Here is a 14,860-nt window from a genome sequence, read left to right as displayed (position 1 = left end):
ATGATGGAAGCGATGAAAGCGATACCTTCTGGTGAATGCGGTATCGCTCGGCAGCCAAGCCTATCATGCCCGCCACTCCATGTAAAGCCTTTCTAGAGGATTTAGCTTAAAACTAATTACACAAAATTATTTATACTCCCGGCGTATCAGCCAAAGTGTTGATACGCCTATTTTCTGTGTATATTTCTACTTTTTTTTACCTGTCAATGGACGTATTGAGGCTTTTATTGCTTCCTATAAACTTTCGCGACCTTTATTGCTACAATGCAACTTGGCTTTGTTAATGATTTTCTTGATGAACGAACATACCATTTATTTTAAGCACCTTTCTTTACAAACCAATAACATCTGTTTTTGTTTATTAGGTTTTTCTTAAAAATCCACTTTTAATTGTTTTTTCATCTCATTGAACAAGTCTTTGTGTTTTTTGATTGTAACCCACGTTTTTTGTGATAAAATGTTATCTTTATCTTCATAACTAAATACATAAGTACCATCGGTAAATACATAAAAAGCGTATGGCAGTGGTTTTCCAGAAACGATCTTGCCACCTTCAGCAAAGCCAAACGTATAATAAGCCTGTCTTACGATTGATGCCATCCTCTGTTTGCGGCTTTTTCACTCCTGACAAAGATAAGAGCGTCATCAGCGTATCTCACGAATGGAAGTTCTCTACCTTCTAATTCTTTATCCAATTCATTTAGCATAATATTACTTAGTAGCGGACTGAGATTACCCCCTTGTGGAGTTCCAATTGGAGTAGCTTCATATTTTCCGTTCACCATCACTCCACTAACTAAGAATTTTCTAATTAAAGAAATCATGTCTCCATCTTTTATGGTATTAGATATGATTCGCATTAGTTTATCGTGATGAACTGTATCAAAGAATCTTTCAAGGTCGACATCTACTACCCAATCGTATCCATCATTCAGAAATTCCAAGCTCTTCATAATAGCCATTTCACAACTTCGTTTGGGTCTAAAACCGTAACTGAATTCACTGGACTTCTCTTCAAATATCGGACTGAGAACTTGATGAATAGCTTGTTGAACAACCCGATCCACTACTGTTGGTATTCCCAACTTGCGCATCTTACCATTTTCTTTTGAGATTTCCACTCGTAAGGCAGCTTGTGGTTGGTATTTCCTTGTTCGGATGCGCTGACGCAACTCATCCTTATTCTCTTTCAGATATTGTTTTAATTCATCGACAGTTATTCCATCGACCCCACTTGCACCTTTATTCTTATAAACACGCAAGTAGGCTTCATTCATATTTCGATCGCTTAAAATTCGCTCTAAAAGTTCCACACTCGTTTCTCCTTTCCTCTCACGTAGTAAGTGATAGCTTCCTTTTTGGTTATCATTTGAGATACGCTCATACTTTCCCCATTAACACATTCGGAGTAATTCACTTACGCATTCGTGGCGTTGAAACACTATAAATTGTTCAGCCCTTCGTGATTTTTTTCACTACTATGGCTTCTGCCGACTTCTTGCGACTACCCTTTTTCGACTGTACGGGTGTACATCTGCAAGACCTCCCAGGGTAAGACAACTATCTTTCCTCTTTTACTCGCCTGATTTACTTTATAAAGTTGCGCACATCTTTTGGACTTTAACTTGTCGTGTAGTCTTATCCCTTTATAAAGCCTTTGTATCAGATTTCTGTTCGTCGAGCCAAGATTTTATTCCACGCTTCCTCCAGCCCTTACTTCACAATAAGTACCTTGCGCTTCCTTAGTGGTTGGTCGATGTGTACCCCCACAGTGGACTTTCACCAACCTAGATAATTGCCGTGCCTGGCACACACAAAAAAAGACTGCCCATTAAGCAGCCTTCCTTTCGAGTTATTGCATCTGGTAGCTGAATTAGGCACCCAACTTTTCCCCCTGTTAAAACCGTCTTTCCTTTAATATAAGTCTCTACATTTATTTTCTTATCTTTCAATAAACAATATTGGTCCATTTTTTTATTAAATGAATCTAATTATAGGGCTTATCTCAAAAGAAGCACTTGATTGGCATGGATTAAATCCGATTTTAATCGATTTAAAGAAACAAGTTTGTCCACAGATGTACTGAATTTCCTGCTTATAGATCCAAGTGTATCACCTTCACGGACAATATATGTTTTCGGGCTTGTTTCTTCTTGTTGTTTCATGACAGCGATTGTTTGGTCTTCCAACTGTCCTGTATCCAATACGAGCAAAGGATCCACCGCATTTTTCTTATCAAAGGTCCATTGTTTTTTATGGAGTTCAAAATGCAAATGCACTCCATCCGAATCACCAGTATTGCCCATTTTCCCAATCAATTGCCCCTTCTTAATCTTCTGCCCTTCTCCGACTAATCGATTTTGGAGATGGGCATAAACCGTTTCATAAGCTTCTCCTGTATGCCGAATAAAAATGACCTGTCCATAAGTATCCGAACTATAGGATTTCGATACAATGCCTGCCTCTGCAGCCACGACCGGTGAAAGATATTCACCGGCTATGTCCACTCCTTTATGTGCCCCGTCCCTGGAACCAAAATGGTCACTGATTTCACCATTGGCAGGCCAAATCCAATCTTTTGGCATGTCGATTCCCGCCGCTCTGCTGGCTGTGCCTCCAATAAACAACATGCCGATAAAAGCGGCAACGATCAAAACAATCAACAATCTTTTTCCATAATCAAGCATAAAATACGTGTGCCTCCTACCGAAATCATTCCTCCCTATCGTATGCACGCGGGAAATGAAATAGAACTGCTCATTCACCAATTGGAAAACTTTGCAACTGATTAACCATGTTTACTATCGTTCTCAATATCAGTAAAAATATACAAAAAGACCGTTCTGCCTTTTAGGCTAATTTTCTTGTGAAAAGCGTTTCATCCTCTCCAAAAGGAGAGGATGCATGGCAAAAAAAGATTCATTTATTGAAATAAGGGCAGCTGATTTAATTGATTACATTTGGGGAATCGGGAACTTCTATTTTTTCGTTTAAACGGTACTCTCCCATTTGATCCACCGTACTATTGCGGAATTGCACAAAATCGAATCCAAATTCATGTGCGGCCATCAAAATGGCATCTACTGCTGTCATTCCCTGCTCATCATTTTGAAATTGATAATCGTTCAAATATGTGACGACAGCTGTTTTCCCTTCCTCGCTGATTCGAAGTTGGGCATCTTCTGGGATACTAGGAGAAATACCATCAACAGAGCTGCTTATTTTCATTGTTTCAACCGCGCTTTTCAAATCAGGATAACTTTCACTGGTCGGTACAAATAAAGAAGATGACGTCATTCCTTTATCATAGACCATGATTGCCCTTTTGGGATGCGGATCAACCGGAATCGTTTCGCCCTGGCGTCCATCCTCTTGATTAATAATCAATTTTGGTATGCCCAAATACCTGAGTGTTTCAACCAATGAATCCTTCCATAATTGCTGCTGTTCAAGATTTTCATTATCCGTTTTTTCCTGTTGCCATTCTACTGCCTGCTCAGAAGGCACATAAGACAATGAAGAGATAGAAATGCCTTCGTTATTCAAACCGAAAGAACTCCACTCTCCTTCTGTTGGCTTATTCAAAAAAGCCTTCAATTTGGCCTCAATCGTATTTTCTTCAACCGGAACTGTAATCGGAACAACCAGACCTTGTTCTTTTAATGGGAATGCAATCGTCACATATCCCTCCCTACTTGAACCAGATATGTCTTTGTCCTTAGACACATCGTTTTCCCCTGCGATCGCTACTTTATTTCCGGGGTCTGCGGGCTTTTTTTCAACCTTTTCGTTAATAGGAGGATTAGATTGATTGGAGGTTGACTGTTCAGTTTGGGCGGCTTCCCTTTTTTTCGTCGCCGGACGATCTGTTCTTTGTTCTGTTGCCAATTGTTTTCCCGAGCTGTTTTCCATTTTCGATTCAGAAGGAGAATTTTGTATGAACGAAACAGTTGCAAGAGTGGCGATGCAAATGAAGGTCATTGAAGAAATGGTAACCGGAATCCATTTCCGGCGTTTCTTTTTTTTAATGCTAACACGCTTCACTTTTGCATAGATCCATTCAGGATCGCGCTTATCGCTGATTTTTGGCATATTGGCCAAGCTGTCTTCAATATCAGACTCACTCCATTGTTGATTTCCCATCCTCTTCTACCTCCTTTCTCCGTTCTTGCTCCATCACCTTTTTCAGCATTTTAAGCGCTCTATGCTGCGTTGTTTTAACCTTGGCAGCAGTCCACCCGAGCGCTTCCGCACTTTCAGCGATGGATAGCCCCTGAATATAGCGCAGAACAATAACGAGCCGTTGATCATTTGTACAATGGCCTAAACAGGAATAGATCAGCTGTGTATCTTCATTAGCCTCTGCCAATTCTTCGGGCAATGGCTGATCATCAGCGATGCTGTCTCTGCTCCAATCGAAATTTTCCAGCAATCGCTGTTTCCAGCTTTTTTGTTTTCTGAAATAATCGATGGCTGTATTCCTGGCAATCGAATAAAGCCATGTCTTTTCGCTGCTCTTTTTTTCAAATCGATGATAAGACTGCAGAACCTTAATATATACCTCTTGCATAAGGTCTTCTGCTGTATGCCTGTCTTTTACCATATAGAATAAGAACTGGAACAGTTCCTGGTGATATTTTTCATATAAATCCTGAAAAACGGAGTCCATGTCTTCTTCCTCCTCCGTCACTACTTTGTCGTATTTCAAATGAAAAAAGTTACACTTACGACAAATAATGAATTCTCTTGCTTTCCTCTGTGAGAGATGTAAAATAATCATTTTTCCCATTAAAATACTCTTCACGTTACAATACTAACCTATTCAGTTAACAGTTTACCATAATTAATCAGCCGATAACCCCTCCCTTTTTCTAGAACAAACGCCCCGGATTTATTCCGGAGCGCCTCTTTTACATATTCAGTCACAAAGAAATATCACTTGTATATACTTGCCCATCATAGACAATGCAATTACGGCCTAAGGATTTAGCTTTATAGAGATTTTCATCACCCTGTTCGAATAAGGATTCGAACGTGTTGCTAGTAGTAGGCTGAATCAACCCTAGGCCCTGGCTAACCGTAACCTTCTTTGACACCTTATCTGTTCCGGCTTCCAGGTTCATTTTCTTCAATTCAATTTGAAGGGATATAGCTTTCTTCAACACTTGTTCAATAAAGTCGGCCTGCATGACTAAACAGAACTCTTCCCCTCCATATCTGCCGACAATATCACCTTCTTCGGTGACTGCCTGCAGGCATTGAGCTACAGCAACTAAGCAATTGTCTCCTTGGGCATGCCCGAACCGATCATTGTAATGTTTGAAAAAATCAATATCTAATACAATTAAGCCAATTTGTTTTCCCTGGCAGGCAAATTGTTCCCATAGTTGATCGATCCGATGCCTCGCTCCCCTCCTGTTCAGCAATTTGGTTAGAGGGTCAGACTCACTTAACAGCTCCAATTTTTCATTCAAAGATTTCAGCTCCTGGTTAGTCGCTTCTAATTTGGCAACTAATAAAACAGAAGATATGTATTGCGCTCTCTTGATGATGGATACGATAATAAACGCAATATTCGAGGTTATTACCTGATATAGCAACATGTCAGGCAATTTTAACATAATGATGGAACTGACCATCACAATCGTGCTTACACCGGCAACCAAAAGAACACATGTCCTTGATAACAAGGGAATAAAAGCATATATGAACACAAGCGTAGTAAAGTTCAACAGTCCTCCTGAATACATCAATTCTCTGATTGAAAAACAAAGAACAAATAAAAAGGAAGCCCCCCAAAAGACGGATGAAAGAATTCTTTTTACGTTCATCCCCTTCTTTTCAGTGATTACTACATAAATCAATCCAGCAAACCATAAACAAAGGACACTAATAAAGGAAATGCTAAATACAAGCACAAGACAAAAATAGCCATTTTCTCCTTTTGCGGCCATACCGAGTGCATCCACTATATTGATTATTTGTACAGTGAAAAAAAGAAAGAAAAGTGGAAGACTTCTCTCAAAGTTGGAATTTTGAATATTTATCTGTATCAACTTTTTTTCATCTTCTTTTAAATGCCCCTCCGCAAACAATAAAGTGAGCAGAGTTCTATAATAACGGAGTATCCTAACTTTTAGCATCATCTTAAGTTTTTTCATAGAACATCTCCCGGCTAGTCTGATATAGGTCAATTTAACTATACAGTATATACATCAATAATAAACTCTACATTTGAAATGTTCTTAATTCTGTTAAAAATATTGTTGAATAGTACGAATATTGGGCTTTGTTATGTACATTCACACAAAAAAGAAGAGATCGAGAAAATGTTATCTCGATCTCTTCTGACTCCATGCTGGTTCCATGAAAGAGGTCTATGGCGACCTATCTCTATTTATTTGCCTTATTACGAAGTTCCCCATGTAACAATATTATTCGGCAAAATCTTTCAGTCTTTATCTAAAACGATCATACTTTGCGGAATAATAAATGTAAATGTCGTACCCTCGCCTTGCTTGCTTTCGACAGTTATGTCCCCGTCATGTGCTTTGATAATATTTTGGGCGATTGCTAAGCCTAGCCCTGTACCGGAACGTCCCCTTGTTCTTGCTTTATCCGCTTTATAGAAACGTTCAAACACAAACGGCAAATCCTCATCAGGAATTCCTGAACCGGTGTCTTTTACCTGAATCATTAATCGGTCGTTGACAATATCCTGCTCAACCGTGACCTTGCCGGATTGCGGTGTATGGCGGATTGCATTATCAATCAGATTGGTAAGGACCTGTTCAATACGGTCAGGATCCATTACCCACACATAATTAGAATCGTGCAGCTCCGTTGCAACAGTTATCCCTTTTTCTTTAGCCAAGCCAAAAAATTTGGATGCAATCCGGTTCAAATAATCTTCAAGTTCCACTTCTTCATAATTCAGATTGATATAACCGGCTTCCATACGGGCAAGATCCAATAAATCATTCACAAGACGGCCCATCCGCAATGATTCATCATAAATTACCCTTGCCATCTCTTTCTTTTCATCATCTGTCTGGGCAATATCATCAATGATTGCTTCACTGTACCCTTGAAGCATCGAAATCGGTGTTCTCAATTCATGAGATACGTTGGCGATGAAATCATTTCTCATTTTATTCAGCTTTCTGTCTTCAGTCATATCCCGAAGAACAGCAACTGCGCCACGGATATTCCTATTGTTATACAACGGGCTGACAATCATAACCCAATAATGGTCGGATAATTTGATTTCCCCAATTTGCTCTGTTTCATGCTCGACAGTCTGCTGGAACAAGAGCTTCAATTCCTCTGGCGCTTCATTGATTGAATGCACAGACTTGGACTCACTTTTTCCCCAATAGGACAGAAAGCTATCAGCAGGCGGATTGGTAGCCAAAATGGTGCCGTCTATATGTATAGTCAAAACACCATCCGCCATCGAACTAAGAATACTTGACAGATTTTCCTTTTCCTGGCTGAGGGCATCCATATTGAACTTCAACTGCTTACCCATTTTATTGAATGCCTGCGCCAATTCACCGATTTCATCATTAGATGGGCTCGGTACTTTTGTATCGAATTTACCCTTAGCCACTTCGAAAACAGCCTCCCTCATTTTCCGGAGAGGAGCCGTTATACGCGTCGATAAAAAGAAGGCGAAAATGGTTGTCAGTATGATTGCTACGCCTGCAGCAAGAATAATGAATTTCGTCGTAGATTGTATGGTGGCTCTCATCGTGTCAAGCGATTGGAATACAAACACGACACCCTCTTGTTTATCGCCAGATTCCAAAGGAACCCCGACGATCATGACCGGCATTTCTTTATCCGTTGATTTGTTCAGCACTATTTCTTTTTTTACGGTTTTTCCGCCCTTGAAAACAGACGAAAGTTGTTTATCATTTTTAATCGTATGTAATGACAACTGCAGTTGCTTATCAGTAGAGTCAGAAAAATAGATATGGTCTTTATTGTCGACGATCATGATCTTTTTTGACCGCCCCAATAATTGTGATGATATTTCTAAGGTATAGCGCGGATCTTCGTGATCATCAAGGATCTGTACAATGCGGTTGGCCGTTACAAGCAAGTCATCCTCCACTTGATGAACCTGAAAATTTTGAAAAAACTCCAGAAGGAGCACCGTCAAAATGAGCAGTACAAAAGATACTAACAGCAGAATAGTAAGCCAGAGCTTACCTACGACGCTCCTTAGAAATATCATTATTCATTCACGACCTCAAATTTGTATCCTACTCCCCAAACGGTCACAATCATTTTTGCCGCTTCTTCAGACACTCGGTTCAGTTTTTCTCTCAGACGCTTCACATGCGTATCAACCGTACGAAGATCTCCGAAAAATTCGTAATGCCACACCTCTTTCAAAAGCTGTTCTCGGTCAAATACTTTATCCGGGGCTTTTGCCAAGAAGTATAATAGCTCATATTCCTTAGGTGTCAACGACACTTCTTTCTGGTCGGCCATTACTCGGTGCGCATCATTATCGATCGTTAAATGAGGAAGCACAATAACGTCCTTGGTCGTCGTATCTGCCTGGATATAGCTTGTTTTAGATGAGCGTCTCAGCAAGGCCTTAACGCGCAACACGACCTCGCGAGGGCTGAAAGGCTTAACGATATAATCATCAGTCCCCACTTCAAAACCTTGGACACGGTTAATTTCTTCACCCTTCGCTGTAAGCATTATGACAGGAGTCGATTTTTTTTCGCGAAGCTCACGGCATACTTCTATGCCATCCTTGCCCGGCATCATAATATCAAGCAGAATGAGATCATAATCATTCGCTACTGCCTTAGCCAAGGCTTCCGTTCCGTCTTCAGCTTCGTCGATCACATAATCTTCTCTCTCTAAATACATTTTTAATAGTCTGCGGATGCGTTCTTCATCATCCACCACTAAAATTTTTATTTCGCTGTCCATCTAATTGCCTCCCCTGTTTGCATATAAATTCATAATGGAATTTCACAGATCATGCATAAATGCAGTAAAAACAGATATCGTGTACGGTTTCAACTCTTTCATTATATATAAAAAGTGATAAAAGAGAAATAACCTTTATACATTCTCATAGAGTCCCATTCCTATTTTCACTACAATAACAGCTCTCTATTCTATTGTAATAAATTTAAATAAATATACAAGCGGTGCATAAGGAGTTTTTGCACAAATACGCTTAATCCACGCGATTCCTATAGAAAACCAACATCTTGAGTATATTTTTTTTCTATAATATCCTTTATCCCTTACACTGAGGTATCCAAAATGATTTTACCGGTGCTTCGCCTGCTTTCCAAATAAGCATGTGCATCTGCTGCCTGTTCTAATTTGTATTCGGCTCCCACATGAATGCGGAGGGCTCCGCTTTCCATAAGTGAAAACACCTTGCTTGCTATAGGCTTTAACATGGATGGCTTTTTCTTGCGTGTCGTTCCGAGAGAAAAGCCTCGTATAGACCTGCAGCTCGCATGTAGATCATTAGTAGAAATGAATCCTTCCTGGCCGCTGCTGTTGCCGAATTGCAGCAAAGTGCCATACTCTTTCAGACAAAGAAGACTTTCTTCAGATACCCTGCCTCCTACTGAATCAAGAACGTAATCTACTCCCAGACCATTTGTACATTCTTTCACCGTTTCTGCAAATCCTTTATCCCTTGACCAAACTACTGCATCAGCCCCGGCATCAATTACAACCTGCTCTTTCCTAGGACTGCTTACTGTCCCGATAATTTGGGAGGCACCTAAATAACGGGCTATTTGAATGGCAGTTGTACCAACCCCTCCGGCAGCACTATGTATCAATACAGTCGATTTCTTTTGTAGTTTAACAACTTCTGTCAACAATGCATAAGCAAGGAAAGCCACTGTAGGGCACGCGGCGGCCTGTTCCATGCTTATCCCATCTGGAATGGCGTAGCATAAATCTTCATTTGCTGCCACATACTCTGCATAAGATCCCTGTTTAGGAAAGGCAATTACTTCTTGCCCCACTTCAAATTCCGTTACATCGGACCCTTTTTTTACAATAATCCCGGCAGCATCAATTCCTGGCGTATAAGGAAAACGATTGTCACCTTTTGTACCCCTCCTTGTTTTGATATCTGCATAATTGACTGAACATTTATGTACGTGAATCAGCACCTCCTTTGGCATTATATCCGGCACCGGAACGTCACTGTTTAATACTAATACCTCAGGGCCGCCATGCTTACTGACAATGATTGCTCTCATATACATCATCCTTCCTTACTGCTTACTTACAGATTAAGGCAGTTGAGGCAATAAGAAAATGTAGAAAAAATAATCATTATCCATTCGCTTATCTTATCATGGTCCGAACCATATGAAGCTATATAATCAAACCATTGGGTATATGAACATTATTAGTAATGATTTGTTTGATGTTCGACAACGTATCTTTTTCCCTAGGCACTCCCTTCCTGCGTGATAGGAGTATCCATCTTAAGCAAGCAATTGCTTCAAAAATAGCCAATTCTTCTGCTGGAATCGGATAAGAGCCTAAATATGCCTGAGAAAAACAATCAATATATGAAGAATAGCATGGATACACACGCATCAATAAATACGTCCATGCAAAATCGTAACGGCGATCTCCCATTTGGATATTCGTCCAATCGATGATCGTCAATTCCCCATTCCTTTGCACCATATTTCCCCAGTGTAAATCGCCATGGATTGGACATGTATTTGTTTTATCAGAAAACCCGATTAATTGCTCCAATGTAACATGAAGATCCGGATATTCTTGAATGCCTGGGAAAAAATAAGAAGCAAGATCATATGAAGGTATATCGATAAAGAGCAAAGCATCATTATTAGCCAAGTGCAATTTAACCATGGTTTCCGCTAACATTTCCATACTCTGTCTCGAATATACGGAAGCGTGCTCCCCATCATAACTAGTGAGCAAAACAGAATGACCATATTGATCAATTCCCCATCCATATGGAATCGATACCGGCATGCTTGCCTTTTGCAAGGCTGTAAGCAATTGAAATTGGCAGGCAATATCCGGTTTGGATTCCTTATTCCATATTTTCAAAACCATCTCATGCTGATCTGTTGTTATTTTTACTACTTCTGCTTCAAATCCTTGATTCATCGACTGGAATTGTAATTTACCTTTAGTATTTATAATATTTTTTATTTTTTGATTTTTAACTATCCATCTTATCGATTTAAATACCATAATTATAGGTTCCTTTCGTAGCCTTACATAGATAATTTTAAGTATTACCAATACTGCAAAAATTGGTTTTTAGCAAAAAACAAAATAGAGCCTAATTATGGCTCCACCTATAAATATCTATTAAAATAACATATTATGGTTTGTAATTCCTTTTAATTTTTTTAATGTATGCATTACATCTTTCTGATTTATTCCAAAATAGTCATGTAACTTTAAATATACCTTATAAATTTGATCATACACTGGCACATAATTTGGATTAGGCACAAACCTTTGCACACTTATACTAGACATTTGTTTGCTTGCTTCTTCTAATGATCCATATCCTCCTTTGCCTGTACCTGCGGCAACTGCGGCATATATAGCAGATCCCAGTGCCATAGGTTGCTCAGACCCACCTATTTTTATTTCCTTCTGAGTTATATCTGCGTACATTTGCATCAATGTTTGGTTTCGTTGGGGGATTCCTCCACTCGCAACAATTTCTTTAATTTCAATACCGGATTTAATAAACGCCTCAATAATTCTGCGAGTTCCATATGCGGTCGATTCTAGCAATGCTCGAAATATTTCTAACGGTTTACTGTCCAGCGTAAGACCAATAATCATTCCAGACAAATCGGCATCAACTAACACAGATCTGTTTCCGTTCCACCAGTCAAGCGCAACAAGTCCTGTTTCTCCAGGTGCATAATGAGCCACTTTTTCTTCTAAAATACTGTGTATTGATTGTCCTTTTTTTTCTGCTTCATCCTTTATTTCTAACGGGGTAATCCGTTCAACAAACCAGTTGAATAAATCTCCCACTGCTGCTTGCCCCGTTTCATAACTATAATATCCAGGAACGATTCCATCTTCAACCATTCCACAGATTCCCTGGATATCTACTTCTCTTTTAGAAAGTACCATATGGCAAGTCGAGGTACCCATAGTCATAACAAGCTGCCCCTCATCAACTGATCCAACTGCCGGTACTCCCGCGTGAGCGTCAATACAAGCAACAGCCACGCTGATCCCGGGAGGAAGATTTAGCTTTACGGCCATTTCATCAGATAAAAGGCCAGCTTCTGAACCAATATCCATAATTTTACCTCTCATTTTTGTATCGATTATATTACCCAACAATGGATCTAATGACTTGAAGTACAAGTTGGAAGGATAGCCTTCTTTTTTACTCCAAAGCGCCTTAAATCCCGATGAATTAGCGCTTCTTATTAGATTTCCTGTAAGTTTATAGGTTAACCAATCTCCTGCTTCCATAAAAATGTCTGTAGCCAGGAATATTTCTGGGGCATCTTTCAGGATTTCCAATATTTTTGGAAACATCCATTCAGAAGAGATTTTTCCACCATATTGACGAAGGAATGGTTCATTTCTTTTCTCCGCTATTTTCGTCATAAACGTTGCTTCAGCCTGCGAAGAATGATGTTTCCATAATTTCACCCAACTATGCGGGTTTTCGCGGTACTCAGGTTGAAAGCACAACGGATTACCAGATTGGTCCAAAGGAAGAATCGTACTTGATGTAAAATCGATTCCAATACCAATAATTTTATCCATGTCTATCTTTGCCTTCCTCCCAAGTGCCGTTATAGAAAGGCATAAAGCATCGAGGTAATCCTGCGGATCCTGAAGAGCCCATTCATTACCAAGTTTAATGCCGTTCTGTAATCTTTTATCCATGACTCCATGCTCAAAAGAAGCTACTGAAAATGCAACTTCTTGCCCCGTAATAACATCCACGAGTAGCGCCCTAGCTGATTCAGTACCAAAATCGACTCCTATTGTATACTTTCGATCCAAATTGCATCCCTCTATTTCAATCGGATTATTTATACAGGGCCCCATATGCCTGACAAGCTCTGAAGTCGGCAGCTTCCAGATCATTAGTCCCGAACATACTCCAAGCACTTGGCCTAAAAATCTGCTTTTCAGGAACATTATGCATATTTACTGGGATACGGAGCATAGAAGCTAACGTGATTAAGTCTGCACCGATATGGCCATAACTCATAGCACAATGGTTGGCTCCCCAATTATTCATAACGGAATAAACATCCTTAAAACAACCTTTTTGTGTTAGATTCGGTACAAACCACGTTGTCGGCCATGTAGAATCAGTTCTTTCATCCAATGTGTCATGAACTTCCTTCGGTAAATCGACTGTATATCCTTCAGCAATTTGTAGAACAGGACCCAACCCTTTCACAAGGTTCAATCGAGCGATTGTTACTGGCATTTCCCCTTTTGTCAGGAAATCTGTTGAAAACCCTCCACCTCGAAAATATTCAGTGTTTGCAGGTCTCCAGCATGTTGCCTCCAAACAATCCCTTACCTCTTTCTCAGAAATATCCCAAAAAGGTTTCATCGCTGGTTTACCATCCTGATTCTGCTGCCCTGTTCCATCAAGAGCAGCTGGGCCAGAATTTATTAGATGGATAACTCCATTTTCTGCCCTGCCGGATAATCTATGACCTGTAACTCTATGAACAGCTTCAGGACTCCAATATGTCCGTACATCTGCAAATAGCTGAGCCGAATTGGTCAATAAATGGCCGAACAGCATAGTTACACCATTCAAGCTATCATTCTCTGTTGCCAAAATATACGGTTCGCGGATGCCATTCCAATCAAAGGAAGAGTTAAGAATTGCCTCCATAAAATCTCCGTTTGGAAAATGATCTGTCCATTGACGTTGCCCCTGGAATCCGGCAGCGATAGCATTGCGTCCAAGAGCTTCTTCCTCATATCCTAATTCTTTCAATATAGGGTTGCCAATCATTAAATCACGGGCAATCAGGGTCATTTTTACACATATTTCCCAATCACTTTTTTGTTCTTCTTTAGTACGTTTTACATTTTCATGATTTTTGTCTTCTCCTTGAAGACAAAATTCCTTCACCCATTTTAAAGCTTGATCAAACTCATATTTATCATAGATTTGTTGGTCTATCCTCCTTACGAATTCTGATAGATCAATATATTCATTTCTCATCCCAAGATATGTCTGAAAGAAATCTTCTTGAATCATACTTCCTGCAATTCCCATGGATACAGACCCCATAGAAAGATAGGATTTTCCTTTCATCTCAGCTACCGCTAATCCTGCCTTAGTGAACCGGATTAGTTTTTCTTTTACATCAGGTGGAATTTTGGAATCGTTTACATCTTGAACATCCTTTCCATAAATTCCATATGCCGGCAACCCTTTTTGGTTATGTGCAGCTAAGACAGCAGCTAAATAGACAGCCCCCGGTCTTTCAGTGCCATTAAAACCCCAAATCGCCTTTGGTATCTCCGCATTTATATCCATTGTCTCAGATCCATAACACCAGCACGGAGTAACAGTAATAGAAACCCCTACACCCTCTCTAGCGAATTTCTCAGCAGCCTGTGCAGCTTCAGCAACCCCGCCAATACATGTATCAGCAATCACACATTCAACAGCATCCCCATTCGAATGTCGGATGTTTTCCGATAGCAAAGAAGCTACCGCCTTAGCAAGATTCATAGTTGTTTCCTCTAGAGACTCCCTGACTCCCTTTCTTCTTCCGTCAATCGTTGGCCGTATCCCTATTTTAGGCATCATTCCTAAATATCTGTTATTTCCTGTCAT

Annotated in this window: 12 protein-coding genes; all 12 read right to left on the bottom strand. The window is 40.0% G+C overall.

Going from position 1 to position 14,860, the window contains the following annotated elements; translation table 11 throughout:
* Nucleotides 1-372 precede the first annotated feature (372 nt).
* The 12 genes from ABC357_RS06410 to ABC357_RS06355 all read right to left on the bottom strand — a co-directional run bounded on the left by ABC357_RS06410 (nt 373) and on the right by ABC357_RS06355 (nt 14,860).
* Nucleotides 373-600, bottom strand: a complete 228-nt coding sequence (locus ABC357_RS06410; protein ID WP_412886702.1) for a hypothetical protein — start codon at nt 598-600, stop codon at nt 373-375.
* Nucleotides 585-1,313: a group II intron reverse transcriptase/maturase gene (gene ltrA / locus ABC357_RS06405; RefSeq protein WP_412886701.1), complete on the bottom strand. Its 729-nt coding sequence runs from the start codon at nt 1,311-1,313 to the stop codon at nt 585-587. Before ltrA ends, ABC357_RS06410 begins: the two co-directional genes overlap by 16 nt.
* Before the next feature lie 687 nt (nt 1,314-2,000).
* The gene (locus ABC357_RS06400; protein ID WP_412886700.1) at nt 2,001-2,687 is read right to left on the bottom strand and encodes a peptidoglycan DD-metalloendopeptidase family protein; all 687 of its coding nucleotides are present in this window, start codon (nt 2,685-2,687) and stop codon (nt 2,001-2,003) included.
* A gap of 259 nt (nt 2,688-2,946) precedes the next feature.
* Nucleotides 2,947-4,143 carry a hypothetical protein gene (locus ABC357_RS06395; protein WP_412886699.1) on the bottom strand — a complete coding sequence of 399 codons (1,197 nt, stop codon included), beginning with the start codon at nt 4,141-4,143 and terminating at the stop codon, nt 2,947-2,949.
* Nucleotides 4,121-4,669: an RNA polymerase sigma factor SigX gene (sigX, locus tag ABC357_RS06390; RefSeq protein WP_412886698.1), complete on the bottom strand. Its 549-nt coding sequence runs from the start codon at nt 4,667-4,669 to the stop codon at nt 4,121-4,123. Before sigX ends, ABC357_RS06395 begins: the two co-directional genes overlap by 23 nt.
* A 253-nt stretch (nt 4,670-4,922) precedes the next feature.
* Nucleotides 4,923-6,161 (bottom strand): GGDEF domain-containing protein, encoded by a 1,239-nt coding sequence (locus ABC357_RS06385; protein ID WP_412886697.1) that lies wholly within the window; start codon nt 6,159-6,161, stop codon nt 4,923-4,925.
* A 290-nt stretch (nt 6,162-6,451) separates the two neighbouring features.
* Nucleotides 6,452-8,242, bottom strand: a complete 1,791-nt coding sequence (locus tag ABC357_RS06380; RefSeq protein WP_412886696.1) for an ATP-binding protein — start codon at nt 8,240-8,242, stop codon at nt 6,452-6,454.
* The gene (locus ABC357_RS06375; RefSeq protein WP_412886695.1) at nt 8,242-8,958 is read right to left on the bottom strand and encodes a response regulator transcription factor; all 717 of its coding nucleotides are present in this window, start codon (nt 8,956-8,958) and stop codon (nt 8,242-8,244) included. The genes ABC357_RS06380 and ABC357_RS06375 overlap by 1 nt, the downstream gene beginning before the upstream one ends.
* A 323-nt stretch (nt 8,959-9,281) precedes the next feature.
* A complete protein-coding gene (locus ABC357_RS06370) occupies nt 9,282-10,265 on the bottom strand; it encodes a quinone oxidoreductase family protein (protein WP_412886694.1) in 984 nt (327 codons plus the stop codon).
* A 118-nt stretch (nt 10,266-10,383) separates the two neighbouring features.
* Nucleotides 10,384-11,244, bottom strand: coding sequence for an aminoglycoside phosphotransferase family protein (locus ABC357_RS06365; RefSeq protein ID WP_412886693.1), 861 nt, complete (start codon nt 11,242-11,244; stop codon nt 10,384-10,386).
* Between the two features lie 120 nt (nt 11,245-11,364).
* Nucleotides 11,365-13,047, bottom strand: coding sequence for a ribulokinase (locus tag ABC357_RS06360; RefSeq protein ID WP_412886692.1), 1,683 nt, complete (start codon nt 13,045-13,047; stop codon nt 11,365-11,367).
* Between the two features lie 25 nt (nt 13,048-13,072).
* Complete coding sequence (locus ABC357_RS06355) at nt 13,073-14,860, bottom strand: L-fucose isomerase (protein WP_412886691.1); 1,788 nt, start codon at nt 14,858-14,860, stop codon at nt 13,073-13,075.

This window comes from Bacillus kalamii (genome assembly GCF_047238185.1).
Taxonomy (GTDB): domain Bacteria; phylum Bacillota; class Bacilli; order Bacillales; family DSM-1321; genus Bacillus_AD.
Note: the sequence above shows the minus strand (reverse complement) of the source record. Positions and strands in the feature narration are given on the sequence as shown.